The organism is Demequina oxidasica (assembly GCF_000975115.1).
Lineage (GTDB): Bacteria > Actinomycetota > Actinomycetes > Actinomycetales > Demequinaceae > Demequina > Demequina oxidasica.
The window spans coordinates 1427084-1452423 of record NZ_BBRE01000001.1 but is presented as its reverse complement, the minus strand read 5'-3'; the positions used below and the strand labels follow the sequence as shown (position 1 = coordinate 1452423).

General features: G+C 63.3%; 22 protein-coding genes and 1 pseudogene. 9 read left to right on the top strand and 14 right to left on the bottom strand.

Going from position 1 to position 25340, the window contains the following annotated elements; genetic code table 11:
• Positions 1 to 30: 30 nt before the first annotated feature.
• The 4 genes from AOP77_RS06740 to AOP77_RS06725 all read right to left on the bottom strand — a co-directional run bounded on the left by AOP77_RS06740 (position 31) and on the right by AOP77_RS06725 (position 5103).
• On the bottom strand, positions 31 to 894 hold the full coding sequence (locus AOP77_RS06740; protein ID WP_062211022.1) for an ABC transporter ATP-binding protein: 864 nt from the start codon (positions 892 to 894) through the stop codon (positions 31 to 33).
• Positions 887 to 1702 carry an ABC transporter ATP-binding protein gene (locus AOP77_RS06735; RefSeq protein WP_062211019.1) on the bottom strand — a complete coding sequence of 272 codons (816 nt, stop codon included), beginning with the start codon at positions 1700 to 1702 and terminating at the stop codon, positions 887 to 889. Before AOP77_RS06735 ends, AOP77_RS06740 begins: the two co-directional genes overlap by 8 nt.
• Positions 1702 to 2769 (bottom strand): ABC transporter permease, encoded by a 1068-nt coding sequence (locus AOP77_RS06730; RefSeq protein WP_062211016.1) that lies wholly within the window; start codon positions 2767 to 2769, stop codon positions 1702 to 1704. The genes AOP77_RS06735 and AOP77_RS06730 overlap by 1 nt, the downstream gene beginning before the upstream one ends.
• Before the next feature lie 126 nt (positions 2770 to 2895).
• Positions 2896 to 5103, bottom strand: a complete 2208-nt coding sequence (locus AOP77_RS06725; protein ID WP_062211013.1) for an MMPL family transporter — start codon at positions 5101 to 5103, stop codon at positions 2896 to 2898.
• Between the two features lie 126 nt (positions 5104 to 5229).
• Here AOP77_RS06725 and AOP77_RS06720 point away from each other — a divergent pair, with 126 nt between their 5' ends.
• Positions 5230 to 5877, top strand: coding sequence for a TetR/AcrR family transcriptional regulator (locus AOP77_RS06720; RefSeq protein ID WP_062211010.1), 648 nt, complete (start codon positions 5230 to 5232; stop codon positions 5875 to 5877).
• A 187-nt stretch (positions 5878 to 6064) separates the two neighbouring features.
• On the opposite strand, the gene AOP77_RS06715 is transcribed toward AOP77_RS06720, so the two are convergent.
• From AOP77_RS06715 to AOP77_RS06705, 3 genes are read right to left on the bottom strand one after another with little or no spacing between them, the layout of a single operon-like run.
• A complete protein-coding gene (locus AOP77_RS06715; RefSeq protein ID WP_062211007.1) occupies positions 6065 to 7720 on the bottom strand; it encodes a DUF2705 family protein in 1656 nt (551 codons plus the stop codon).
• Positions 7720 to 8664: an ABC transporter ATP-binding protein gene (locus AOP77_RS06710; protein WP_062211004.1), complete on the bottom strand. Its 945-nt coding sequence runs from the start codon at positions 8662 to 8664 to the stop codon at positions 7720 to 7722. Before AOP77_RS06710 ends, AOP77_RS06715 begins: the two co-directional genes overlap by 1 nt.
• Positions 8661 to 9134, bottom strand: coding sequence for a GbsR/MarR family transcriptional regulator (locus AOP77_RS06705; RefSeq protein ID WP_062211001.1), 474 nt, complete (start codon positions 9132 to 9134; stop codon positions 8661 to 8663). The genes AOP77_RS06710 and AOP77_RS06705 overlap by 4 nt, the downstream gene beginning before the upstream one ends.
• Positions 9135 to 9268: 134 nt before the next feature.
• On the opposite strand from AOP77_RS06705, the gene AOP77_RS06700 reads away from it, so the two are divergent.
• The gene (locus tag AOP77_RS06700) at positions 9269 to 11527 is read left to right on the top strand and encodes an RNA degradosome polyphosphate kinase (protein ID WP_062210996.1); all 2259 of its coding nucleotides are present in this window, start codon (positions 9269 to 9271) and stop codon (positions 11525 to 11527) included.
• On the top strand, positions 11524 to 12498 hold the full coding sequence (locus tag AOP77_RS06695; RefSeq protein ID WP_062210993.1) for an NUDIX hydrolase: 975 nt from the start codon (positions 11524 to 11526) through the stop codon (positions 12496 to 12498). Before AOP77_RS06700 ends, AOP77_RS06695 begins: the two co-directional genes overlap by 4 nt.
• 202 nt (positions 12499 to 12700) lie before the next feature.
• On the opposite strand, the gene AOP77_RS06690 is transcribed toward AOP77_RS06695, so the two are convergent.
• From AOP77_RS06690 to msrB, 3 genes and pseudogenes are all read right to left on the bottom strand, one after another.
• The gene (locus tag AOP77_RS06690) at positions 12701 to 13507 is read right to left on the bottom strand and encodes an aldose epimerase family protein (protein ID WP_062210989.1); all 807 of its coding nucleotides are present in this window, start codon (positions 13505 to 13507) and stop codon (positions 12701 to 12703) included.
• 11 nt (positions 13508 to 13518) lie between these two features.
• Positions 13519 to 14148, bottom strand: a complete 630-nt coding sequence (locus AOP77_RS06685) for a hypothetical protein (RefSeq protein WP_236685763.1) — start codon at positions 14146 to 14148, stop codon at positions 13519 to 13521.
• Positions 14149 to 14255: 107 nt separating this feature from the next.
• Positions 14256 to 14645: pseudogene (gene msrB, locus AOP77_RS06680) on the bottom strand (peptide-methionine (R)-S-oxide reductase MsrB); the annotation flags it as partial.
• A gap of 131 nt (positions 14646 to 14776) precedes the next feature.
• On the opposite strand from msrB, the gene AOP77_RS06675 reads away from it, so the two are divergent.
• From AOP77_RS06675 to AOP77_RS06650, 6 genes are all read left to right on the top strand, one after another.
• On the top strand, positions 14777 to 15709 hold the full coding sequence (locus AOP77_RS06675; RefSeq protein WP_062210983.1) for a phosphotransferase: 933 nt from the start codon (positions 14777 to 14779) through the stop codon (positions 15707 to 15709).
• A 152-nt stretch (positions 15710 to 15861) separates the two neighbouring features.
• Complete coding sequence (locus tag AOP77_RS06670; RefSeq protein WP_201774095.1) at positions 15862 to 16881, top strand: siderophore ABC transporter substrate-binding protein; 1020 nt, start codon at positions 15862 to 15864, stop codon at positions 16879 to 16881.
• Positions 16882 to 16901: 20 nt separating this feature from the next.
• The gene (locus tag AOP77_RS06665) at positions 16902 to 17882 is read left to right on the top strand and encodes an ABC transporter permease (RefSeq protein WP_062210980.1); all 981 of its coding nucleotides are present in this window, start codon (positions 16902 to 16904) and stop codon (positions 17880 to 17882) included.
• Positions 17869 to 18819, top strand: a complete 951-nt coding sequence (locus AOP77_RS06660; protein ID WP_062210977.1) for an iron chelate uptake ABC transporter family permease subunit — start codon at positions 17869 to 17871, stop codon at positions 18817 to 18819. Before AOP77_RS06665 ends, AOP77_RS06660 begins: the two co-directional genes overlap by 14 nt.
• Positions 18816 to 19574, top strand: coding sequence for an iron ABC transporter ATP-binding protein (locus tag AOP77_RS06655; RefSeq protein ID WP_062210974.1), 759 nt, complete (start codon positions 18816 to 18818; stop codon positions 19572 to 19574). Before AOP77_RS06660 ends, AOP77_RS06655 begins: the two co-directional genes overlap by 4 nt.
• Positions 19575 to 19617: 43 nt before the next feature.
• Entirely contained in the window at positions 19618 to 19950 is a 333-nt protein-coding gene (locus AOP77_RS06650) for a DUF2218 domain-containing protein (protein ID WP_062210970.1), read from the top strand.
• A 94-nt stretch (positions 19951 to 20044) separates the two neighbouring features.
• Here the strand turns inward: AOP77_RS06650 and AOP77_RS06645 are convergent, their stop codons facing one another.
• From AOP77_RS06645 to AOP77_RS06630, 4 genes are all read right to left on the bottom strand, one after another.
• Entirely contained in the window at positions 20045 to 22057 is a 2013-nt protein-coding gene (locus AOP77_RS06645; protein ID WP_152649792.1) for a beta-galactosidase, read from the bottom strand.
• 6 nt (positions 22058 to 22063) lie between these two features.
• Positions 22064 to 22969: a carbohydrate ABC transporter permease gene (locus tag AOP77_RS06640; protein ID WP_062210967.1), complete on the bottom strand. Its 906-nt coding sequence runs from the start codon at positions 22967 to 22969 to the stop codon at positions 22064 to 22066.
• Positions 22966 to 23733, bottom strand: coding sequence for a carbohydrate ABC transporter permease (locus AOP77_RS06635; RefSeq protein ID WP_236685762.1), 768 nt, complete (start codon positions 23731 to 23733; stop codon positions 22966 to 22968). The genes AOP77_RS06640 and AOP77_RS06635 overlap by 4 nt, the downstream gene beginning before the upstream one ends.
• A 215-nt stretch (positions 23734 to 23948) precedes the next feature.
• The gene (locus tag AOP77_RS06630; RefSeq protein WP_062210964.1) at positions 23949 to 25325 is read right to left on the bottom strand and encodes an ABC transporter substrate-binding protein; all 1377 of its coding nucleotides are present in this window, start codon (positions 25323 to 25325) and stop codon (positions 23949 to 23951) included.
• Positions 25326 to 25340: the final 15 nt, after the last annotated feature.

Here is a 25340-nt window from a genome sequence, read left to right as displayed (position 1 = left end):
CGCGGCCGTCGCCTAGGTGCGCGGAACCACTCAGACGGTTGCCCGCTCGCGCGCGACCATCGCCTCGTCGAGCGTCGCCTGCATCGGGACCAGGTCCGCCGTGACGCCGGCCTCAATCAAGGCCGCGCGCACCTCATCTTCCGTGGCGTCCACCGCCCGCACGTGGGTGCCCGCGAGCGCGACCAGGATGTTCGCATCGTTCAGTGCGGTGAAGGCCTGCTGCCAGTGTGGGGTGCGTACCTCTGTGGCGGTGGTGTCTCCCACAATGTCCGCTACGGTTCCCTGTGCAACGGCCACCCCGCGCGACATCAGCATCAGCCGATCGCAGCGTTCCGCCTCTTGCATGTAGTGCGTGGTGACCAGCGCGCCCACCCCCGCGTCCGCTTGGTCACGCACGGTGTCCCACAAGCGGGCCCGCGCAAGCGGGTCCACGCCCGAGGTGGGCTCATCGAGGACCAGCAGCTCCGGCTTGTGACCCAGTGCCGCGGCGAAGGCCAGCTGGCGCTGCCCGCCCAGGCCGATGCCGACCACCAGTGAGTCGCCCGCGTCACGCAGGGAGTCGGGCACCGGGGTGGCTGCTGAGCCGAACGCGCCGTCCACGAAGGCGAGGTTCTCGGTAACCGTGAGGTCGTCCCACAGTCCAAGTCCCTGTGAGACGTAGCCGAGTCGCGCCCGGGTCTCGCGCGACGGCGCCTCGCCAAACAGCGACAAGTCGCCCTCGGTGGGGATCAGCAGCCCCAAGATCATGCGAATCAGCGTGGTCTTGCCCGCGCCGTTGGCACCGAGAAGCCCCACGATCTCCCCGGGGGCGACCTCGAGCGAGACGTCGTCGACGGCCGTGAAGTCACCAAACCTGCGGGTCACACCGCGCGCGGAGATGAGGGGCTCAGGCATTGCTCGTCTCCTTCGCCAGCGTGGCCGCAATCACGGCATCCTCGAGATCGTCCGCGCGGGCCGCTCCATCGGTCGGCTCGTCGGGCGACCACGTCTTGAACTGGCTGCCGCGTCGCCAGGACCGCGCGCGGTCCGGGGTTCCCACAGCATCGGCGACGTGACCGGGAACGTTGGCCATGACATCGGCCGGCGTTCCGGCCAGCAGAACCTCGCCGCCATCCAGCACCAGCACGCGCGATGCCCGCTCCGCCTCGTCCAGGTACGTCGTGGCCATGATGATGGCCGCGCCATCCACGGCCGCCTGCGAGATCATGCGCCACAGGTCGACGCGGCTGACGGGGTCGACGCCGGTGGACGGCTCGTCCAGAATCAGCATCGGGGGGCGATGGATCATGGCGAGCGCGAAGGCCAACTTCTGCCGCATGCCGCCGGAAAGCTGCCCGGCGAGGCGTTTGGTCGCGCCCTCGAGTCCGGTGTCCGCAAGCAGCTGCTCGCGGCGCTCGGCGAGCGTCGCGCCCGTCACTCCCTGCGCCGAGGCTACAAAGTCGATGTTCTGGTCCACTGACAGGTCGCGCCAGACACCTGCGGCCGTCGGCATGAAACCGATGCTGGACAGGCTTGGCGCGTCGACGGCGCCGGCGGATGCGGGCACCGCCCCGGCGAGCGCGCGCAACAGGGTGGTCTTGCCCGCCCCATCGCCGCCCACGACTGCGAGCACCTCGCCCTCGCGCACGTCCACGCTCACGCTACTCAGCGCCACCGTGTCGCCGTACGTGACGGTGAGCTCGCGGGCTCCCCAGGCGGACACTACTTGCCCGCCTTGCTTGACTTCTGAGACTTGCGGCGTGAGCTGGGCGCGAGGTCGCGGCGGAAACGCAGCACTGCTGCGGTGAAGATGACCACCGCCATGACGGCGAGCACCGCGAAGGACGGCCACAGGGAGGCGAGATCGGCGCCCCGTAGCAGAATTCCCTGCGAGATGTTGACCCAGTAGGTCAACGGCAGGATGTAGCCAATCCAGGAGATGGCCGCCGGCATGGCGGACAGCGGGAAGATGAAGCCCGACAGCAGGATCTGCGGTAGCAGGATCATCATGGCCACTTGGATGGCCTGCGCCTGAGTCTGCGAGGCGGTCGAGATCAGCACGCCAAGGCCCAGCACCACGAACAGGAAGATCGCGCCGCCAACGCCAAACAGCGCGACGTTGCCGTTGAACGGGACATCAAAGATCCACACGCCCAACAGCGTCACGATGATCATGTCCAGCGCAGCCAGGATGAAGTACGGCGCGATCTTACCGACGATCACGTCTGATGGCTTGAGGGGCATTACCGCGAGCTGCTCAAGCGTGCCGTTCTGGCGCTCACGCACCAGGCCGATGCTCGTGATGATGGTGCCGATGAAGGTCAGGATCAGCCCGATCAGCGCCGGAACCATGACCCAGGCGGTGGTCAGGTCCGGGTTGTAGAGGACGTCGATAGTAACGGCACCGTCAGGCATCTGCGCGAGGGCACCCTTGGCCGTCTGCGCGGAGAACAGGCTCGAGCCGTCGAGGTAGGCCGTGGGTGGCGTGGTGGTGGTGTCGATGACGACGTCGGCCTTGTTGTCGCGCACGAGGTCTAGCGCCGTCTGGGTGTCTCCGTCGGCATCGTCATCTGCGGCCGCTGCATCCGCGTCCACCTCAAAGAGGTCTGGCAGTTGGGCGGTCACCTGCTCAGATCCGGGACCCACCACCCTGGTGCTGATGTCATCGATCGTGAAGTTGGCGGCATAGCCAAAGATCACCAGCAGCAGGATCGGCAGCGCGATGAGCATCGCCATCGTTCTCTTGTCCCTGCGAAGCTCGCGGAACTCCTTCTGAATCATTGCCTTCATGCGCTGGCTCCGTTGCTCGCTTAGTGACAGAGTTTGTCATTAACTTATCGGCAACGGGAGCCAGAACGAAAGCAGGGCCGGGGTGCGATTGCACCCCAGCCCCGCTGTCTGACTAATAAAGTGCGGCTAGCGCGAGCCCACCTCGATCTTGTCGTCCTCTGTGGGCTCGGCGTCGATGACCTTGCGGTCCTCGGGGTCGCCCTCGAGGTGAATCTCCGGCACGATCTTCTGGAGCCACTTGGGCATCCACCACGCGGCCTTGCCCATCAGGGCCATGGCCGCGGGAACCAGCGTCATGCGGACCACGAACGCGTCGAATAGCACGGCGAACGCGAGCGCGAAGCCGATCGACTTGATGATCACGTCGTCGTCGAGCATGAACCCAAAGAAGACGGATCCCATGATGAGCGCGGCAGCCACCACTACGCGAGCGGTGTGCGAGTAACCCACCACGATCGATTCCTTGGGACCGCGGCCACTCAAGTGCTCCTCGCGCATGCGGCTGACTAGGAATACCTCGTAGTCCATGGACAGTCCGAACGTGATGCCGATGCCGATAATGGGCAGGAAGGCGACGATGGGACCGGTGTACTCGACACCAAAGAGGCTGGACAGCCATCCCCACTGGAACACCGCAACGAGCATTCCGGTGGTCGCGGCGAGTGTGAGCAGGAAGCCCAGCAGCGCCTTGATGGGGATCAGGATGGATCGGAACACGATCAGCAGCAGGATCAGCGCCAGGCCGATGACCACAAGGAGGTAGCCGGGCAGGGCCGCGGAGATACCCTCCGAGACGTCAATCTGGATCGCGGTCTCGCCGGTCACACCAAACGTGACGTCACCCGCCGCTTCGACCTCACGAATGTCGTGGACAACCCGCTCGGTCTCCGCGCTGTCCGGTGCGGTGGTCGGAATGACCTGGAAGAGGTATGCACTGCCGTCCGCGTTGGGGACCGGAGGCGAGACAAACGCCACGTTGTCGATCGCTGCAAAGTCTTCGCCAATGGCGGCGACGTTTGCGGGACCGTCCGCGGCATCATCCGTCTCAGCGAGAACAAGGATCGGACCATTGAAGCCGGGACCGAAGCCCTCGGCAAGCAGCTCGTACGCCTTGTATCCCGTGCTCTCCTCCGGCTGCGAGGCAGCCGACGGGAGTCCCAGGCGCAGGTCGGCGGCGGGAATGGCAATGATTCCCAGACCCACAATTCCTGCGACCAAAACAGTCGCGGGACGGCTGGTGACAAACCGGGCCCAGCGGTTGGTGCTGGGCTCAGCCACGATGGGCTCTGCAGTGCCGTTCTGGCTCGCCTCGACCTGAGCGCGCATCTTCTTGGGAAGGATGCGGTGACCCGCGAGGCTCATCACTGCGGGAAGAAGAGTCAGCGCCGCGATCACGGCGAGTGCCACGGTGGCGGCGGCGGCGTTACCCATGGCTGTGAGGAACGGGATGTTCGCCATGAACAGGGCAACGAGAGCCACGATGACGGTCGCTCCGGCGAAGACCACGGCGGCACCCGAGGTGCCGATGGCCTTAGCGATTGACTCCTTGGTCTCCATACCCTCGAGGAGTTGGGACCGGTGTCGCGCAAGAATGAAGAGCGAGTAGTCGATGCCGACCGCGAGGCCGAGCATGAGGGCCAGCACCGTCGCGGTAGACGGCAAGCTAACGAACCCGGTCAGGGCGGTGACGGAGCCCACGCCCACACCAACGGCTGCGATGCCGGTGACGAACGGTAGAGCCGCCGCCACGACGGCGCGCAGGGTGATGTAGAGCACCACGATCGCGACGAGCATTCCGATGACCTCACCGGCGCCGCCCGCAGGAGCCTGTGGCGTAAAGGCTGTACCCGCGTATTCGACCTGGAGGCCGGCGTCGACCATCGGCTGAGCTGCCTCGGTGGCGTTGTCGAGCGCACCCTCGGGCAGCTGTCCCGCGTCCTCGGCGTAGCTGACTGAGATGTACGCGACGCTGCCGTCAGGAGCGACGGCCATCGACTGGAAGGGGTCCGTCGCGCCCGTCACGTCATCCGTGGTGTTGAGGGCGGCGACTGACTCGCCAATGGCGGCCGTCGCATCGGGGTCCACAAGGGTCTCACCCTCGGGTGCGGCCACCACAATCTGAGCGGTTGCTCCGCCTGCTCCGGGGAACTCCTCGCCGTACTTCTCGTACGTCTCGATGGACTGAGTACCAGGGATGCTGAAGGTGTCATCGGTCGGCTCCTGGAACGCGACGGCGGCTGCGCCGACGCCCACGAGCAGGATGAGCCAAGCCACGATGACGGCCCAGGCCCGGCGCGCGCTAAACGCGCCGATGGCATGCAAAACTTTACCCATTCGGGTGACTCCTTGAGGAAGATTGGTCGCGCTGACGTTGCGCGGTGTAAATACGTTACCCCGCGCAATACGAATCTGCAACCACTGCATATTTACAGTTAGTGAAGTTTTCCGTAGGATGGTGACATGACAGTCACTGACATCGACGGAGGACTGCGCGAGCGCAAGAAGGCGCAGCGGCGACTCGCCCTGCACGAGGCCGCGGTCGAGCTGTTCGAGAAGAACGGCTACGACGCGACCACCGTCGCGCAGATCGCCGCCTCCGCTGGAGTGTCACCCCGCACCTACTTCAGTTACTTCCCCACCAAAGAGGCCGCACTCTTCGCGCCGCTCGACGATGCGATCAGCTCCCTCGAAGAGGCACTCGCCACACCCCCCGCCGAGGGAGACGTACTGAGCTTCCTGCGCGAGCAGGTCATGGAGATGTCGGCGCACGGCGGCCCACTCGGCCCGCACGCCTCGCGCGTGCTTGACGCCCTCGCCGCCGAACACGACCACATCGTCGGCCATGCGCTGCGCTACCTGGACCGCATTGGCCAGGCGCTGTCGCGCGCTCTACGCACGGAACTGGGCAGTGCCGATGACGACGCCCTGCCGGACATTGCGTCCGCAGCCGCAATCGCCGCCCTTGCCGCCTCGATGCCCGTGGGCCACGACTTCCCGCACAAGGGCACTCGCCCTTCGCGCCCGTCTGCGACCTCGGTCGAGGAAATTCAGCGCGACCTGGACCGCGCCATCGAGTTCACCCGGGCCGGCCTAGCCGCCATGCAGTAACTGGCCACCTCAACCCCCACCCGTATTGGTCCGATTTGGCACGGTCCTGGCCTCCTCTGCGCCCTAATGGTCCTTTCTGGCACATGCCCGAATCGGACCTGTGCCAGAAAGGACCACCACGGTGCGCCGAGGCCGAGATTCGTGCCAAATCGGACCAATACGGTGATGGGGGTTGGGGGTGGCGGGTTTAGCCCCTGAGGTCTCGGCGGTTGTAGGCCAGCACTCCAATGAGAGTCAGCACCGCAGCAATTGCCACCAGCACTCCCATGTGACCCCAATTCATGCCCTCCTCGAGCGGGTTCTCCCCCGAGTAGTAATAGAAGGGCGAGATCTTGGCCCAGTTCGCAAGGTCCGGGTTAATGGGAAGGAACGAGTTCATGCCCCATCCCAGGACCGCCAGCCCCACACCGGACCCTAGGGCCACCGAGGTCTTACCCGTCAAGGCTCCGCCCAGGAACGCCGCAGCGCCCAGCACCATGCCAAGACCGGCAAGGAGCAGTCCAGCCGCGGCAATGTTCCAGTAGCTCATGTCGAGTGAGGCCGCGAGGTTTCCCAATGCGATGCCGGCAAACGTCGCGAAGCCAACGACAACCGAACCAAGGATCACCGCAAGCACCTTGCCGCGCGTCACCTTATTGCGGGACGTGGGCGTGCCGAGCAGGACTCCAATGGTGCGATTCTTTTCCTCGCCAGCCAGCGCAACGCCGGCACTGATCGCCACCACGGACACGGCGAGGGGCGCGAGGATCGTCAACATCTCTCCGAAGTACCACCCCGTGGCCGTAGAGAAGTCTGCGAAGCCCACCATCGCCAGGACGGACTCGGGCATGCTGTCGACGAGCCCGCCTACGGAATCCGATATTGACGGGAACATCACACCCACCACGAAGCCCATGAACAGGACACCGAATCCGGCAATGACCATCAAGGCGCGCAGGTCGGTGAATGCGCGTGAAGCGATGCTGCGCACGCTGCCACTTCCGGAGAGCAGTGCGAAAGCCTTGGCTAGGTGTGGATTGGAGCGCAAACGCTCGAGCATCGGCGCCCTCGCCCCACCCGACTGCAAGTCACGGCGGTTGAATCCCCACCAAGCGAGCACGAACAGGATGATTGCAATCCCCAGCAGGCCCGCGACCTGGGTCCAGTCAACGCCATTGTTCAGCGGCTGCGACCCAGAGATGTAATACCAGGGGAATATCTTCGCCCAGTCGGCCCAACCATCAATCAACGGCAGTAGGCCGGCACCCAAGAAGCTCACCACAATGAAGGCCACGGCCACGCCCGATGCCAGGGCCTGGTTTCCCGTCCAGGCTCCGATCGCGAGCGCGACCGCCCCGTAAAGGATCGCCACAGCACCCACCTGGACGGTGGCGGCAAAGAGGTTGAGCGAGCCCGTGTCAGAACCCGTGATCGCGATCGCCGCGAGGTAGGACAGCCACGAGATCAGAGTGATTCCTACCACGATCGTGAGCACGCCAGCAGTCTTGGATCGCAGAATGCGCGACCGGCTCCGCGGCACCGTGGCGAGCAGGTTCATGGTGCCTTCCCGCTCCTCGCCGGCGATCGCGGCAGCCCCCATCGAGACAGCGATCCCCGCAATGACGAAGGGGCCGATGAAGTTGAACAACATGCTCATGGCCAGGCCCGCGGAGCCCGAATCGGCGGGGATCCCAATCAGCGACAGGTAGGCGGGTGGAAGCGATTCGAACACGTCGATGGCTTCGGAGTCCAACCCCCCGTACACGGCGAGGACCATCCACGCAATCAGGAAGAGCGAGCCGACGCCGATGAGTGCGCTCACCCAGCGGTCGCGAACCGTCTTGAGGTAGAGACTGCGCAGCATTATGCGGCCGCGCCTTCTCCGTGGTCACCCGCTGCGGCATCGGCCGCCTGTACCTCGTCTCGGTAGAACTCGAGGAAGATCTCGTCGAGGTCGACCGACGCCGAACTGACGGAGACCACCTCACGCTCGGTCGCAACCTTGAGCAGCGGCGCCATCGAGCCCTCGTACTGGGCCGTCACCGTTGGCCCCTCGGTCGTCACCTCGTGGACGCCCTCAATTCCCTCGAACGCTGACGCTGGCACCGGCTCGGCGAACTCGAGTGTGATGCGCCCGAGCGCCTTGTCGTGAAGCTCGCTCATAGTCTCGACGGCGATCAGGTGACCGCGACGGATGAAGCCCACGCGGTCCGCGACGCGCTCGACCTCTGAGATCGTGTGCGAGGACAGGAACACGGTGTTGCCCTGGGAGACGTGCTCGCGCATTAACGTGTGAAACTCGAGCTGCACCAGTGGGTCTAGGCCCGTAATGGGCTCGTCCAGGATGAGGACCTCAGGCTTGTGCATGAAGGCCTGGATCAGGCCGACCTTTTGCCGGTTGCCAGACGAGTATTCGCTGATCTTCTTACTCAGATCAGCGTCGAACCTTTCGGCGAGTTGGTCAATCCACTTCCAGTCGACTCCGCCACGCAGGTGACCCAGGTAGGCGAGCGTCTGCTTGCCGGTCAGACTCGGGTAGAGAGCGAGGTCCGCAGGCAGGAAGCCCAAGTGGCGCCGGATCTCGACCGCGTCCCTGCGGGAATCCAGTCCCAGCACCCGACACTCGCCCGAGGTGGGGCGAATCAGATCGAGGATCGACTTAATAGTGGTCGACTTGCCCGCGCCGTTGGGGCCAAGGAAGCCAAAGATCTCGCCGCGCTGAATCTGCAGCGAGACGTCATCGACCGCTGTGAAGCTACCAAATTTCTTAGTCAGGCCGATGGTCTCAATTGCTAGGGAGTCGTTCATGACTCTTCCTTTCGTAGAAATTCTTCGAGCCGCTCCTCTAGCTGCGGCCATTCGTGTTCAAAGAAGCGCACCATCTGGTCGAGCGAGACGATGCGGTCGGGCCGGGTTTGAGGCAGCACCTTGAGTCCCTTATCAGCCAGGCCGCGCAGACCGCCGATGCGGGAGGTTTCGCTGGCGAGCACACGCGTCCACATGTTCTTGGGCACTTGGTAGAAGGACGTGCGCACGCCGCGGCGGCGCACGCGCTCCACCATCTCCACGGCGAGCAGGATCTTCAGCTGCGTGGACACTGTGCCGGCGGAGAGCCCCAGCGTCTCCGCCAGTTCCGCCTGAGTCTGCTCCGCGGGTTCGCAGACCATGAGGTGGCCCAGGATCTGACCGGCGGCGTGGGAGAAACCACCGCTTTCCCAGTATTCGGCCACATCCGTTACGTAACTAGCCGTCGCATCGTCCGTTTCTCCGCTTGTCATGTTTTCAGTTATACCTGAAACTACTGAAACAGGCCATCGTCCCAACGGACGATTCTGCGAGGCTTGCATGACATCCACGTAAATACTTCGCCAAACGCTAGTCAACACTCCCGCGGGCGTGCCACGATGGGGGCATGTCCGACAGCCTCGACTCCGCGCAGTCCGTACCCGCCCCCGGCCCTAAGACCGATGCGGTTCCCGAAGTGGTCTCCGAGGAGACATTCGCCATACCGGCGGTGATTCCAGTGGATGATGACGACGACGCACTCGACTCGGCGCTGCCGGAGGACCGCTTTTTGGACCGCGAACTATCGTGGCTCGCGTTCAACGAGCGCGTGCTTGAGCTCGCCGAGGACCCTGAGACGCCACTGCTGGAACGCGCGCGCTTCCTCGCCATCTTCGCATCCAACCTCGACGAGTTCTTCATGGTGCGAGTCGCTGGCCTCAAGCGCCGCATCGCCGCGGGCTTCGCCGTGCCGTCAGCGACGGGGATGAGCCCCAGCCGCCTGGTGGAGGCGCTCACCGAGCACGCCCACATCCTCATGGACCGCCACGCCGACGTCTTCGAGGAGCAGATTGTTCCGGCACTGTTCGAAGAGGGCATCCACCTGGTGCGCTACGACGAGCTCGAGGACTCAGAGCAGGAGCGCCTGCGCAAACTATTCCGCTCGGACATCTTCCCCGTGCTGACGCCGCTGGCAGTGGACCCCGCACACCCGTTCCCGTACATCTCAGGCCTGTCCCTCAACCTTGCCGTAGAGTTGCGCGACCCCGAGTCAGACAAGCACCACTTCGCTCGTGTGAAGGTGCCGGAGACGCTACCCCGCTTCATCTCCGTAGACGCCCGCGGCCGGGCCTCACAGGTAATCGATGCCTCGTCGCTGTCGGATGAGCCACGCAGCTTTGTGCCGCTCGAGGACGTCATCGCCGCGCACCTCGACTACCTATTTCCCGGCATGGAGTTGCTCGACCACTACACCTTCCGCGTCACCCGCAACGAGGACGTCGAGGTCGAGGAGGACGACGCCGAAAACCTCCTCAAGGCCATGGAGAAGGAGTTGCTACGTCGCCGCTTTGGACCAGCCGTGCGCCTCGAGGTAGCGGAGGACCTGCCGCCGCGCATCCGTGAGCTGTTGGTGCGCGAACTGGGCATCACCGAGACCGATGTCTTCCACTTGCCCGCGCCGCTCGACCTGACGGGCCTGCACGTGATCGCGGACCTCGACCGCCCGCGCCTGCAGTTCCCGGCGTTCCGCCCCACCACGCACCACCAGCTCGCGCCGGTGGAAACCGCGGACGAGCAGAATATCTTCGACTCCATCACCCGCGGCGACGTGCTGCTGCACCACCCATACGACTCGTTCTCCACCTCGGTTCAGGCCTTCCTCGCACAGGCGGCGGCGGACCCCAAGGTGCTGGCCATCAAGCAGACGCTGTACCGCACGTCGGGTGACTCCCCCATTGTTGATGCCCTGATCGACGCTGCACGCAACGGCAAGCAGGTGCTGGCGCTGGTGGAGATCAAGGCGCGCTTTGACGAGCAGCGCAACATCTCCTGGGCGCGCAAGCTCGAGCAGGCGGGTGTCCATGTCGTCTACGGGCTGGTGGGCCTCAAGACGCACTGCAAGCTGTCGCTGGTGGTTCGCCAGGAGGACGATGGCCTGGCCAGGTATTGCCACATCGGCACCGGAAACTACCACCCTAAGACTGCGCGGCTGTACGAGGACTACGGCCTCCTCACCCGCGATGCCGAGGTAGGTGCTGACCTGACCAAGCTCTTCAACCAGCTCTCCGGCTACGCCCCCAAGGCGAAGTTCCGGCGCTTGATCGTGGCGCCGGTGGGTGTGCGAGTGGGCCTCGTGGAACGCATCGATGCGGAGGCCAAGCGCGCGGCTAAGGGCGAGCCAGCATGGGTCAAGATCAAGATCAACTCAATCGTCGACGAACGCACCATCGACGCACTTTATCGCGCCTCGCAGGCCGGCGTGCAGGTGGACCTGGTGGTGCGCGGCATCTGCGCACTGCGGCCTGGAGTGCCCGGACTCAGCGAAAACATCCGCGTGCGGTCCATCCTGGGCAGGTTCCTCGAGCACTCTCGGATCTACGCATTCGCGGGGGGCGGGGATCCCGAGGTTTTCATCGGCTCGGCAGACCTGATGCACCGCAACCTCGACCGACGCATAGAGGCGCTTATCTCGATCGTCGACGACCAACAGCGATCCAACATCGTCGAGAACATCGACATGGTGATGAGCGACAAGTTCACCGCATGGGAACTTCGCGAGGATGGCTCGTGGGAGCGGATTATCGAGGACGCCGAGGGTAATCGCCTCAAGGATCTACAGTCCACGTACATCAAGCGTCAGCCCAAGCGACGGGCAAAGCGCAAGTGACCGAATACCCGCCCGGGATTGTCATCTCGGCGGGCGCGCTGGTGTGGCGTGTTCGTGACGGTGAACTTCAGGTCCTCGCGGTGCATCGCCCGCGTTACGACGACTGGTCCTGGCCGAAGGGCAAGCTCGACAAGGGTGAGACGCTGCCACAGTGTGCGATCCGGGAAGTGGCCGAGGAGACGGGCAAGCAAGTGACGCTTGGTCAGCCGTTGCCGTCGTTGCGCTACCCCATGGCATCCGGCAAACAGAAAGTGGTCCGCTACTGGGCCGCCCAGTTGTCCTACCCCCGGTCACGCGCGGTCGTAGCCCGCCCCCCCGTCAAGCCTGCGTCCAAGAACGAGATTGACAAAATGCGTTGGCTCTCGGTTCCGGAGGCCCGCAAGAGAATCACGTTCTCCGATGACCTGCGCCCACTCGAGGCACTCGTGGCGTCCTACCAGCACGACCGGCTCGACACCCGGGCGTTCGTGCTAGTGCGTCACGCACGCGCCAAGCGCCGCAAGGCCTGGGAAGGTGCCGACGAGGACCGCCCCATCACCAAGGCCGGGCAGAAGCGCGCCGAACAGTTAGTGCCGCTGATCGCGGCGTTTGGAGTCAAACACGTGGGGTCGTCTCCCGCGGAGCGGTGCGTGGCTACAGTGCGCCCGTACGCCGAGGCCGCTGGAATTCCCATCAAGACCTATGACGAGCTGACGGAGCCGGGCCACGCCAGCAAGCCCCTCAAGACCGCGTCCACGCTGACCAATCTGCTGGGCAAGCAGGTCAGCCGCGTGGTGGCGGTCCACCGGCCCACGCTGCCAACCGTCGTGGAGATGGTGCGCGCCGCCACCCGCAAGTACACGCGGGGCGCGCTGCCTCGTAAGAACCCCTACTTGCCAGCCGGCGGCGTGCTCATCGCACACGTGCTGGACACCGAGTCGGGGCCGCGGGTCACTGCTGTGGAGACGCACCTGCTGCACGTCCACCCTTAACGGCCGATGCTGGGGCTGGGCAATGCGCCCGCCTCGCGAAGGCGACGGGTTCGCTTGGGTTGAGGCGACGTCGGACCGGGAGCGCCAGTCGGCGCAAAGGCCGCTCGAAGCGGCTGGTATTGGAGCCCGGGGCTGCCGCGGTCCGACGTCACTGACAACCCTACGCCTGTCGTGCAATGTCCGCAGCCGGATCACTCAGCCGTCAGCGAAGTCGAAGCTCGACCCACCATTCGAGCGGTTCGCCCGGCTCGACATAGGTCACGCGATCGCGTTGAATCGCGAGCGCGAGCGAATCTCGGAAGCCATTGCTGGGCTCGATCGCTATCACCGGTTCACGCGAGAACGCGCAATTGTCGAACCATACGCCGACGTACGGGCAGTTGCTGGACCACTCCATGTCGAGCACACCACCGTCGGCTCGGATGAGCGACGCCACAGTAACCGGCTCATGTGGGTCTGCGTACCATTTCCGGAACTTCCCTGGATCCACTGTGTCGATTTGTAACTGAGAGTCATTGATCGGAGTCATCGGCTCCTCGGGGTCAATAACATCGACGATCCGTTGTGCGGCAACGAGGACACGAGTGCCAGCAGGAGCACTGAACTGGGGGTGAGCCGCCCAGAGAAAGGGGATCCGCTCCCGCAGGGCGGTTACTCGGTAGTGAAGCCGTATGCCCTCACGCACCTCGGTGATCGAGCGCTCGAACGTGAACCCTAGTTCCGCACGCGTGATGGCGGAATGGGCGGCGTCTCCCGTGAATGCCTGGTCCCATAGGTCGCCGTGATCCGGCATCGAGACCCCGTCGACAACACTGGCGTCAATCGTGGGGGCGCACTCGTCCCAGCCGGCCATCTCGGCGTCTGTGAACGCGGCACCCGCTCGCCGACTGGCCCCCGGCGCGGCTTGTGCGAGCCATTCGCGACCGGTGTGGTCGAGCAACGAAGTAATTTTTGCTCCACGTTCAAGATCCACGACCACCGTGAATCGTTCCGTCGCGAGTTCAGTCACCGTGGGCAGCCTCAGTCCAGGCGGCCTTCGCGGAACATCGCAGCGCACCGCTCGAGGTCCTCGCCGGTACGCAGCAGCTGAGCTGCACGCATCGTGGTCTGGTGGGCACGCGCGTCGGCGTGACCGTCATCGGACTCTGCCTCAAACGCCGCCCCTGTCGCTACCACGCGACAGAAGGCCCCCGCGCGGTCGAGCGCTACGGCCAGGTCGCCGGAGAACACCCCGGACAGCACCGAGTCGGCCAGGGTCTTGACCTCCTTGGGTCCGGGTGGATCCTCGACCCCAGCGATCGCGTGACGTACGTTGGCCGCCTGAACGCCGTGGTGGTACGAGCGAGCGACGGAGACAGCGTCATGCTGCACCCATTCGCGCAGCATGTAGATGCGCCACAGCGCACCCGGGAGCGTGTGAGCCCCCGCCTTCGACCACATCATCGCGACCGTGTCGATGCCCTCTTCGTCCACCAGCTTGATCAGCCGTTCCACCAGCGCAGGATCCCCCGCCGCGCGAGCTTGCGCCACCACCGCGCCGGCGGTCTCGTGCGCAATCAGCCCCACATCAGCGGGGTCGATGTCACCCTCAATCTGCTCGGCCTCCTCCATATCGAGCATGGCGGGGCGGCGGTAGCGATGTTCAGCCAAAACGGGCCCTACTGTTCGCCGGTGTAGTGGTTGGGCTTGGGATCTGCGAACCCGTCCCCGCCGTTGTAAGGAAGCGCGCCGTCCGCCTTGGCCGCGTACTCGCTCTCGGTCTCGAACGTTAGGCACACGGAGTTGATGCAGTAGCGGTCGCCGGTGGGCGTCTGCGGCGCATCGGGGAACACATGCCCCAAGTGTGAGTCGCACGTGGCGCAACGCACCTCGGTACGCACCATGCCTAGCGAAGCGTCCTCAAGCAACACCACGGCATCGTTCTCAGCGTTAAAGAAACTGGGCCAGCCACAGTGAGAGTCAAACTTGGTGTCGGAGCGGAACAGTTCGGCTCCGCACGCGCGACAGGAGTAGACGCCGTCGCGCTTGTTGTCGAGCAGTTCCCCGGTACCAGGGCGCTCCGTGCCCGCCTGGCGGAGCACCGCGTACTCCTCATCAGACAGCTCCTCGCGCCACTGCGCGTCGGTCTTCTCAATCTTGGGGGTCATGGTGGCTCCTTTCAGGGTCAGCCTACGCTTCATGCCGGGCTCTCTTGCCCGGCGAGAGGCGTACTCATTAGACAACATGGAGCGCCAATTTGTTCCGCGCTCAGGGCCTATGCGGTGCTAGCGTCGAGCGTATGACCAGCCCCGACTCCACCACCCGCGTTGGGGCCGATGGCCCACCAGCGGCCCACTCCTCTATCACGGACAAGACCGCGCGCGCCCTGCTCAAGCAGCAGCACGCCGAGTTCGCGGGCCTGGAGTTGGGCACCCGCTTTGACGGTTGGGACATGGTGACCTACCGACTTGGCGATCACTTCGCGATGCGCCTACCACGCGTCGAGGCCGCAGTCGCCTCGCTCGAGACGGAGATCCGTTGGCTTCCTGAACTCTCTCCCGACTGGGGCTTTCCTAGCCCCACGGTGGAACGCGTCGGCAAGCCCGGCAAGGGTTACCCGTGGCCCTGGGCAATCGTGTCGTGGCTGCCCGGCACCACCGCGGACATCGCCCCACTCGACACCGCGGCGGGCCCGGGCTTGGGCCTCGCCTTTGCCCAGGTTCACACCCGGGCGGCGGCCGATGCGCCGTTCAACAAGGAGCAGTCGATAGGCATGGCCACGCGCGCCGATGACGTGGCATGGGCCCTCACTCAGCTCGCCGGTGCCCGTGGTCCACGTGGCGAATCGGTTGACGTCCCCGCGGCCCAGGCCCTGTGGGCAGACGCGATGGCCGCAAACGAGCCTACCGAGCGCATCTGGGGTCACGCCGATGCTCATGGCTCGAATATCCTCGCGGACGAGGGCGCCTTTGTCGGCATCATTGACTGGGGCAAGATGGCCGTCTGCGACCGCGCCGTCGACCTTGGGTTCCTCTACACCGCCATCGAGGCGGGGGGCGCCGAGCTCGCCATCGCGGCGTACCGCACCTCCACCCTTGTAGACGACCCTGGCCTCGAAGCACGCGCGCGGGGAATCGCACTCAACAAGTGCCTCATGTGGGCAACGCTCGACCGCCCGACCAACGTCACCATGGCCTGGCGCGGTCTCCACTCTCTGGGCGCTACAGCCTAACCGCACAGCACCGATGGCCTCACTCAGGGTCTCTTTTGTGCTGCCATTTTGCTTTTTAGCAACTCTCTAGTACCGTAATTCGCGCCGGCCCAGTTAGGTATGCCTTACCTTACCCCTGGGGTGCACGCACCCCCATTTACTAGGAGATTCCCTTGCCTGTTGCCAATCACCTTCGTGGAGCCGCTTTTGTGGCCGTCGCCGCAATGGCGCTTGCCGCCTGCTCGAGCACCGAAGAAGACGCGACCGCCCTCGACATCGCAGCAGCCACGTCTGCAGACGCCAGCCCAGAAACCTCGGAGACTGCCGTCGCCGAGGCAACCGAAGCTACTGAAGTGACCGTCCAGACCTACCAGGGCGAGGCCACCGTGCCCGCGAACCCCCAGACCGTCGTGGTCTTCGAGCACGGCATCCTCGACTCCATCGACGCGCTGGGCGCGGGCGACGCCGTGGCGGGGATCCCCCACCACGCTGTGCCGTCCTATCTCGCGGACTACACGACGTCCACCGAGAACATGGGCACCCTGTTCGAACCGGACTATGAGGCCGTGAACGCGCTTCAGCCCGACCTCATCATCGTTGGTGGGCGCTCGGCAGCAACGCTGCCCGAGATGGAGAAGATCGCCCCCACGATCGACCTCAGCTTTGACTGGGAGACCGACGCCTTCGAGAGTTCGCTGCAGACCAACACCACCACATTGGGCACCATCTTCAGCAAGGACGCGGAGGCCACCGCAGCGCTGGAGAGCCTCTCCACCCAGGCCGCCGACATCAACACGGCTGCAGCCGAGGCCGGCAAGGGCCTAGTCGTGATGACCTCGGCTGGCGAGGTGTCCGCCTACGGTCCCGGTTCGCGCTTTGACTTCGTCTACAACCTCCTCGGCATCGACCCGGCAGCGGAGCAGGTCGCGATCGACGACCACGGTGACGCAATCTCGTTCGAGTTCATTGCGGAGACCAACCCCGACGTCCTGCTGGTGCTCGACCGCGACGCTGCCATCGGCGAGGAGGCCGACAGCGCGCAGACGGTGCTCGACAACGACCTGGTCAACGGCACCAACGCTGTCACCAACGACAAGGTCGTTTACGTCGACACCGAGAAGTGGTACCTGAGCTTTGGTGGCCTGACCGCCCTGCAGGGCATTCTCGATGACGTGAACACCGTCGTCAGCTAGTCATCACAGCCCTCATCCCGATGAAGAGCAGTAGCAACATCGCGGCCGTCGCCCCCTGGGTGGCGGCCGCGCTCGTGCTCGTCCTTGGAGTCGGCTCACTCTTCCTCGGCGTTGCCGACGTCTCACTTCACGACGTACTGACGGACCCGGAAGCACGGTCCGTGTTCCTGATCAGCCGCGTGCCGAGGACAGTGGCGCTCTTTCTTGCGGGGGCGGCCATGGCCGTGGCCGGCCTCATCATGCAGCACCTCGCGCGCAACCGCTTCGTGTCCCCCACCACCGCGGGCACCATCGATGCCGCCGCGCTCGGGCTGTTGACCGCTACCCTGCTGTTTGCCGGCGCCTCCGTCATGAGCAAGATCCTGATCGCGATGCTGTTCGCGCTCGCCGGTTCGCTGCTGTTCATTGTGTTGATCCAGCGCATCCAGTTCAAGGACCTCATCTTGGTCCCGCTGGTGGGGCTACTGCTAGGAGGGGTGTTTCGCGCCATCGCGGAGTTCTTCGCCTACCGCAACAACCTCACCCAGACCCTCGACGTGTGGCTCAACGGGGACTTCTCCGGAGTCATTCAGGGGCGCTACGAGACCCTGTACTTTGCCGGGGTGGTCGCCCTCGTGGCCTACGTCTTTGCGAATTGGTTCACCGTCGCCGGCATGGGCCGCGACTTTGCCACCAACGTGGGAGTCAACTACAAGGTCGTGATGGGCGCGGGTCTCACCATTGCCGCCCTTGCCACCGCGGTAGTAGTAGTGACCGTGGGCGCCATCCCCTTCTTGGGACTCATCGTCCCCAACATCGTGACGCTCATGCTCGGCGACAACATGCGCCGCGTCCTTCCGACCACCGCACTCGCCGGCGCCGCACTCGTGATCGCGTGCGACATGCTGGGCCGCTGGATTATCTTTCCCTACGAGATCGCCGTAGGCACCATCGTCGGCGTGATCGGCTCAGCGATCTTCCTTGTATTGGTACTGAGGAGGAATCGCTATGCGCAGGCCTAGCGTCCTCATCGGCGCCCTTTCCCTCCTCGCCATCGGCGCGGCCGCACTGTTCCTTACCTGGGGTGTGGACGGCCACTGGGACTTCGCACTCCCTCGCCGCGCACAGCAGGTCGCCGCACTTGTGGTCGTCGGCACCGCCATCGCAGTCAGCACCGTGATCTTCCAAACCATCACGCGCAACCGCATCTTGACCCCGTCGATCATGGGCTTTGACGCGCTGTACGTGCTGCTCGCCACGTCGGTGGTGTTCTTCCTTGGCTCCGCGACCGCAGCGGCAATTCCCCCGCTCACCATGTTCCTCATCCGCGCGGCCCTGCTCATGGTCGCAGCCACACTGTTGTTTCGCGCGGTCCTGGGCAATGGGAAGCGGGGTCTGTACACGCTGGTCCTGGTGGGCGTCATCGCGGGGACATTCTTTAGCTCCCTCACCTCCTTCATGTTCCGAGTCATGGATCCGAATGAGTACGACGCCCTACTGTCAGACCTGTTCGCCAGTTTCAACGCGATCGACACCACCCTGCTCGGCATCGCCACCGTGCTACTGGCAGTCGGCATCGGCGCTGCGTATTGGCTGGGCCCACAGTTAGACGTCCTCACCTTGGGACGGGACCGCGCGGTCGCGCTCGGCATCAACTACCAGCGCACGCTCACCAAGCTTCTACTCGTGATCGCGCTACTAGTGTCCGTCTCCACCGCACTGGTGGGGCCGATCAGCTTCCTGGGGCTGCTGGTCGCCAACCTCGCGTACCAACTCACCCGTACATATAGGCACGCCGTGAACCTCACGGTGGCCGCCCTGCTCGCCGTGCTCGCGCTGATCGCCGGCCAGGCACTGCTGCAACACGTCCTGCACTTCAACGGGACGCTGAGCGCCATCATCAACCTCGTGGGTGGCGTCTACTTCATCCTCTTGCTCGTCAAGGAGTCTAAGAAATGATCACCACCTCTGACCTCACCAAGACCTACGACAAGACGGTGGTTGTTGACAACGTCTCCGTCTCGTTGCCCGATGCCGGGGTCACCTCCGTCATTGGCGCCAACGGCGCCGGCAAATCCACACTGCTGTCCATGATCAGCAGAATTCTGGACGCTGACGCCGGATCCGTGGCGGTCGACGGACTCGACGTGTTCAACGCGCCGTCCCGGGAGATCGCCAAACGGCTGTCCATCCTGCGCCAAGAGACACACATGACGGCGCGCATCACGGTGCGCGAGGTGGTCGAGTTTGGCCGCTATCCCCATTCGCGTGGACGGCTTACCGAGGAATGCGTGCAAAAGGTAGACGAGGCCATCGCGTACTGCGACCTGGGCGAGTTCGAGCAACGAGGCATCCACGAGCTCTCCGGCGGCCAGCGCCAGCGCGCATTTATCGCGATGGTCCTCGCTCAGGACACCAGGTACGTATTGCTGGACGAGCCCCTAAACAACCTCGACATGCCCCACGCGACCGGTGTGATGAAGCTGCTGCGCAGGCTTGCAGATGACCACGGCAAGTCCATCGTGTTGGTTCTCCACGACATCAACTACGCGAGTGTCTACTCGGATCGCATTGTCGCGATGAAGGACGGCGTCATCACGGCCGACGGAGCACCGGAGTCCGTCATGAACGCTGACACGCTCGAGCGCATCTACGACATGCGTTTTTCCGTCATCGACCTCGACGGCGACAAGATCGCCGCGTACTTCCGCTAGTCCCTGTGCCGCAATCGCGGCGACCGTCACCCCAAGGAGCACCATGACCATCGCCATCACCGGACGCGCAACCACCGAGCGCGCTCCCCGCTACCTCAAGCAACTATGCAGCCACCTCGGCGGAAAGCTAGACGTCGACTTCGACACGACCGGCGGCACGGTGCGTTACGAGGATGTGACCGCCCAGCTCACCCCCACGGACACCACGCTCGAGATCGCAATCAGCGGCGTCGAGCAGCTCAACTTCTACCGCGCCATGGGGATCGTCGCCGGGCATTTAGAGAAGTTCGGCGCCAAGGACGGCTTGCTGGTGGTCTGGGACGACGCACACCTGGCCGCCGCATACGCAGCCAAGAAGGAAGAAGCGAGCAACTAGGCCACACGGTTTGCGCCCCCACTAAGTGAGCCGATGCCAAGTGCGGCTCACCCGGCAAGGAGGACCAGGCGAGCCGCACGTTGGAAACTGAGCTTTAGGAACCGGTCGATCTGACCGAGCCGACCGAGCCGAATGTAGCGGTACCCCGCGAGCGGCACACCACCCCAAACGGTTCCAGCTCGACGTGCTCGACGGATTGCGAGTGAGGCAAATCGAGGGCGACCGTTCTCGCTACTTCGTCGTGGTTAATCACGAACTCAAGGCCGCCGCGACCCACAAACTCGACAGTGGCATCTGATTCTTCCGCTCGCACTATCGCTGGTGTGAGCCCAAGCGCCTTGAGGAGACTGCGGCGCAACGTTGAATCAAGCGATGTTGCTACGTACCAGGCAACACCATCCTGGACTTCATTCCGAGTAATGGCGGGCCTGCCCGGCAGTTCACCTTCGTCAAAGGTCGCCACGACTTCGGCGCCCTCAAGGAATACTGTTTCCGCCCAGACACTGGAACGTCCGGAACCGACCAACTCTCCTGAAAGCTTCGCGGCGGTGCCGTACCTCGCCGATGCGTCCACCGCCATTGGCGCAAACTCATCAATGGCCAAACCGAGAGTCTGCGACAACGGACCCAAGTAGCCGTCCTGGCGAACCTTCGAGGTTCTGTCGGTCGTTCCCGACAAGTACGTCACGAGCAGTTGCCCACCCCCGCGCACGTAGTCATTAAGCGCGTTGAGTTCGCCATCCGATGCGACAAACAATGTAGGAACGATGACGACGTCATACCCCTCGGGCACCGCTCCCGCCTGGATGAAGTCCACTGTGATACCCATGTCAAACAGGGCACGGTGCCACTGCGTGACCTCACGCAGATAGTCAAGGTTGGCTGGGTTAGCGTCCTCCTCGAGCGACCACCAACTCTCCCAATCGAACACCATCGCCACCCTCGCGGGAACGGGCGCTGTCACCAGCGTATCGAGTGCACCCAGTTCGTTTCCCAAAGTATGAACTGCATGCCATGACGTTGATCGTGTGCCCGTATGCGGAAGCATCCCCGTGAGGAACCTTTCTGCACCTCGCTCTGATTGCCGCCATTGGAAGTACATCACGCTGTCGGAGCCCCTCGCGATCGCCTGGTACGACAGAGCCCGCATCTGCTGCGGATGCTTCCGAGCATTGACCGGCAACCAACTAATTGCGCTCGCCGCTTGTTCCATTAGCATCCAGGACTGTCCAGACTTGAGCGATCGCATGAGATCACGACTCATTGCCGCCGCGGCAGCTCCACCTACATCATGCGGGTCTGGATAGTTGTCGTCGCTAATGATCGACAAATGCGGCGCCCACGACCAGTAGTCAGCTCCCTTGAAGAAGCCCATGAAATTCGTCGTGACCTGGGCGTCGGGATAAGACTCGCGGATCACATTTGCCTCGTTCAGGTAGCAGGCGAGCAATTCGTCTGAGCTGAAGCGCTCAAAATCAAGCAACTGGGAAGGGTTCTTCCAGGTGGGAGTGGCCCCTGGGACTGATACCTCATCAAATGACGAGTAGCTTTGCGACCAGAACGACGTACCCCACGACTCATTGAGCGCAGCAACCGTGGTGTATTTTGCCTCGAGCCACGTGCGAAAGGACCGCGCGGACTGCTCGCAAAAGCACCGGGAGGTGTGGCAACCGAACTCATTATTGACGTGCCACATGGACACGGCGGGGTGGCTGCCATAGCGATCCACCATCATTCTGGTGAGCTCGCGCGCGTGGCGCCTGTAGATGGGCGAACTCGGGCAGTAGTGCTGACGGCTACCGGTAGTGAGTGTGACTCCCTGGTCGTTGACAGGGAGTGTCTCAGGATAGCGCCGGCTGAGCCAAGGAGGAGGCGAGGCGGTTGCTGTTGCGAGATCAACTTTGATTCCTGCTGCGTCGAGCCGGCCAAGAATGTCGTCGAGCCACCCGAATTCAAAGACTCCCTCTGACGGTTCGAGTCGCGCCCACGAGAACACTCCCAGCGTCACCAAGTTCACGTTGGCCGACACCATCAGTTCGATGTCTTCGTCCCACTTTTCCTGGCCCCACTGTTCGGGGTTGTAGTCCCCGCCATAACTGATTCTCACGTGTGATTACTCCTTGACTGACCCAGCGGCTAACCCGCTCTGCCAGAACTTCTGCAGATAGAGGAAGACGACGATAAGGGGAACGATTGAGATGAAGGAACCGGTGATCACGGTGGAAAACAGCGCTTGCGAGCCGCCGCCAGCCGCGCTCATCGATTGCCACTGAGCGAGCCCTACCGTGAGCGGATAGAGCGCCGAGTCGGACAACATGATCAGCGGCAGGAAGTAGTTGTTCCAGGTTGCGACGAGCGCGAAAAGAAAGACCGTCACCATCCCGGGTGCCATGAGCGGGACGCCAAACCTGAAAAAGATGCTCAACTCACTCGATCCATCGATTCGGGCCGCCTCAATGACTTGATCCGGGACTGAATCGGTCGCATAGACCCGCATCAGGAAGACACCGAAGGGGCTCACGACGGAGGGCAGGATCACTGCCCACGGGGTGTTCGTCAGTCCCATGCCAGAAAACATCAGGTACGTCGGGAGTGCGAGCGCAGTCAGTGGAATCATGATCGAGCCAAGGACAACGGCAAAGATGGCAGCCTTGCCGCCAAAGTCATACTTGGCAAACGCGTAGCCTGCCGCCGTGGCAAGCGCTGTCGCAATTAATGCGCTTGTGCCCGCGTAGAGAACAGTGTTGCCTACCCAGCGCAGGAACACCCCGTCCTGAAACGTGAATACCGACGCAATATTGTCGAAGAGCGCGAACTCATTGCCAAATGCGAACCCGAAAGTTGAGAAGAGGTCGCTATTGGACTTGGTGGACGAGATGGCCAGCCACAGGAGCGGCAGCAGGAAATAGGCTGCGCAAGCCCAGACGAGCACGGTAGTCAGCTTTGAGGTTCGCTTGCGTCGCCTCACGTCAGAAAGCGACTTGGATTTTCTCGCGGTTTCTGTGCTGAAGAAGCTCATGCCGACACCTTTCTGCGACCGCGCAGTTGCACCACGTAGGAAACGGTCATGATGAGCGCGCCGAGAACGAAAGCGACAGCAGCGGCGTAGTTGGGATCTTGGTTCACGAACGCCAGGCTGTAGGCGTAGAGATTTGGCGTGTACGACGTCCCGATGACATTGGGCGCGATCTTGGAAAGAAGGCTCGGCTCGTTGAAGAGCTGGAAGGTGCCGATGACCGAGAAAATGAGGGTCAACATGATGGCCTGGCGGATCGCTGGAATTTTGATACTTAGTGCGGTTCGGATCTGTCCCGCTCCATCGATCTGAGCTGCTTCAAGTGATTCCAGCGGAATCGTTCGCAGGGCAGCGAACATGATGATCATGTTGTAGCCCACGAACTCCCACGTCACGATGTTCATCATCGAGGCGAGGATGAGATTGCTCGACAGCAGGTCCGGCGGCGTCAGTCCCACTGCTTTGAACGCCTGCGCGATGGGGCTAAAGTCCGGACCGTAGAGGTATCCCCACATGAGCGTCGCGACCACTCCGGGTACGGCGTAGGGAATAAAGACGGCCAGGCGGGATGCCCTCGCGGCTCGCACCCGACCGCTGTCGAGCGCCAGGGCGATGAACAAGGCGAGTCCCAGCATGATCGGTACCTGGACGACAAAGAACACTGTCATCCGACCCACACCCTCGAGGAAGCGTTGGTCTGTGAATACGCTGATAATGTTCTGCAGCCCTACAAAGGTCTCGCCGCCCACCAAGGTTCTCTTGAACATGCTCAAGTACCCGGAGTAAACCAGCGGCACCACGAGCATCGCAAGAAAAACAAGGATGAATGGGGTGAGGAGTAAGTAGGCGGTGCGTGAGCGGCCCCGCGCGAGCGATGTCCGCCGGCCTTGTTGAGCCGCCTTTTGGGCACTGATGGTCACAGTAACTCCAATCGAGTTGAGAGGGGCGGCCACCGGTACAGGTAGCCGCCCCTGGGTTGGAGTTACGACTCGACTACGGTGAAGCCCTGTGCCGTCGCGTACTCCACGACATCTGCTTGCCACTCGTCAAGGCCCGCAAGGAGGTCACCGCGCTCCGCAATTGCAGCGCCGATGGTCTCATTGAAGGATCCGAAGACATAGTCCGCGATGGGCAGCCACTGAAAGTCGCTGTCCACGGTCGCCGAGATCTCGGCAAACACTTCGTTGACTCGCTGGCCGCCATAGAACTCCAGTTCATCGGAGGTGAACTCCGGCGACTCAAGAATCTCTGTGCGAGTCGGGAACAAGAATTGCTCGTTGGCGAACATCTCGGTGGACTCCGCGTTGGTGTTGAGCCATTTAGCGAACTCAGATGCAGCAATAGGCGCGTCAGTGTTTGCCAGAACCGCGGTGGACGATCCACCCCAGTTGCCTGCGCTTGGAGCACTGGCATCCCACTGCGGCAAGGGCGCGGCGCGCCATAGTCCACTCGTGTCTGCTGCCGTGCCCTGAAGGAACAGCGGACCCCAGGCTGCCGTCTGCCAGCTTGCATAGGTACCGTTAGCAAGGCCCTGGTACCAGGTGTCGGTGAAGTCGGGGTCGACTCCTACGAGGTCGTTCTGCACCAGATCTTGCCAGTACGCGACAACCTCTTTGGAACGGTCGTTATTGAGGGAGATTCCCAGCGTCTCCGAACCATCGAAGCTGAAGGGCGAGGCACCCGCCTGCCACAACAGGCTCAAGAAAGCCCCCGGCTCGTTTGAGGCAAAGTTAGTAATGTAACTTCCCGTCTCCTCCTTGACCTGCTGCGCGGCGGACGCGAATTCCGCCCAAGTTTCTGGCGACCCGTCCAGCCCCGCCTCGGCGAAGATGTCCTCACGATAGAGCGTCCCCACTGGTCCGCTGTCCTGCGGAATCGCCCAGACGTGCGCATCATCACTCACCTGGCTCCAGACCCAGGGTACGAACTGGTCCTGAACGCCGTCGGCGCCGTATTCCTTCAGGTTTAGCAGGCTGTTGGTGAGGACGAAGGACGACACATACTGGTACTCCATCTGCATCACGTCGGGTCCACCGTCACCAGCTTCGAGAGCCGTGCGCACCTTCGTGTAGTGCTCGCCGCCCTGTCCAACGTTCTGAACGTTGACAGTGATGTCTGGATACTCGGCTTCGAAGAGGTCAACCTCATTTTGAATGTCTGGAACCCAGGTCCAAAAGTCAATGGTCGTTGGAGTGGACATCGCCTCAGCAATGGCTGCGTCATCAACTGCGGGAGAAGTGACGGGTTCCGGCGAGGAATTCTCCGTGTCGGGATCTGAGCTGCAAGCCGCGAGTGTCAGAGCCCCGACGGCGGTCAATGCTGCGATTGCTCTGATTGGCTTATTGGTACGAGTGGACATTGTGAGGATTCCATT

What these genes read in the sequence shown, in the direction of transcription:
- AOP77_RS06725 (WP_062211013.1), bottom strand. Translation starts at nt 5,103, where the DNA reads ATGGGTAAAGTTTTGCATGCCATCGGCGCGTTTAGCGCGCGCCGGGCC.
- AOP77_RS06675 (WP_062210983.1), top strand. Translation starts at nt 14,777, where the DNA reads ATGACCAGCCCCGACTCCACCACCCGCGTTGGGGCCGATGGCCCACCA.
- AOP77_RS06640 (WP_062210967.1), bottom strand. Translation starts at nt 22,969, where the DNA reads ATGAGCTTCTTCAGCACAGAAACCGCGAGAAAATCCAAGTCGCTTTCT.
- AOP77_RS06700 (WP_062210996.1), top strand. Translation starts at nt 9,269, where the DNA reads ATGTCCGACAGCCTCGACTCCGCGCAGTCCGTACCCGCCCCCGGCCCT.
- AOP77_RS06665 (WP_062210980.1), top strand. Translation starts at nt 16,902, where the DNA reads ATGAAGAGCAGTAGCAACATCGCGGCCGTCGCCCCCTGGGTGGCGGCC.
- AOP77_RS06710 (WP_062211004.1), bottom strand. Translation starts at nt 8,664, where the DNA reads ATGAACGACTCCCTAGCAATTGAGACCATCGGCCTGACTAAGAAATTT.
- AOP77_RS06660 (WP_062210977.1), top strand. Translation starts at nt 17,869, where the DNA reads ATGCGCAGGCCTAGCGTCCTCATCGGCGCCCTTTCCCTCCTCGCCATC.
- AOP77_RS06715 (WP_062211007.1), bottom strand. Translation starts at nt 7,720, where the DNA reads ATGCTGCGCAGTCTCTACCTCAAGACGGTTCGCGACCGCTGGGTGAGC.
- AOP77_RS06705 (WP_062211001.1), bottom strand. Translation starts at nt 9,134, where the DNA reads ATGACAAGCGGAGAAACGGACGATGCGACGGCTAGTTACGTAACGGAT.
- AOP77_RS06650 (WP_062210970.1), top strand. Translation starts at nt 19,618, where the DNA reads ATGACCATCGCCATCACCGGACGCGCAACCACCGAGCGCGCTCCCCGC.
- AOP77_RS06730 (WP_062211016.1), bottom strand. Translation starts at nt 2,769, where the DNA reads ATGAAGGCAATGATTCAGAAGGAGTTCCGCGAGCTTCGCAGGGACAAG.
- AOP77_RS06655 (WP_062210974.1), top strand. Translation starts at nt 18,816, where the DNA reads ATGATCACCACCTCTGACCTCACCAAGACCTACGACAAGACGGTGGTT.
- AOP77_RS06635 (WP_236685762.1), bottom strand. Translation starts at nt 23,733, where the DNA reads ATGTTCAAGAGAACCTTGGTGGGCGGCGAGACCTTTGTAGGGCTGCAG.
- AOP77_RS06630 (WP_062210964.1), bottom strand. Translation starts at nt 25,325, where the DNA reads ATGTCCACTCGTACCAATAAGCCAATCAGAGCAATCGCAGCATTGACC.
- AOP77_RS06740 (WP_062211022.1), bottom strand. Translation starts at nt 894, where the DNA reads ATGCCTGAGCCCCTCATCTCCGCGCGCGGTGTGACCCGCAGGTTTGGT.
- AOP77_RS06720 (WP_062211010.1), top strand. Translation starts at nt 5,230, where the DNA reads ATGACAGTCACTGACATCGACGGAGGACTGCGCGAGCGCAAGAAGGCG.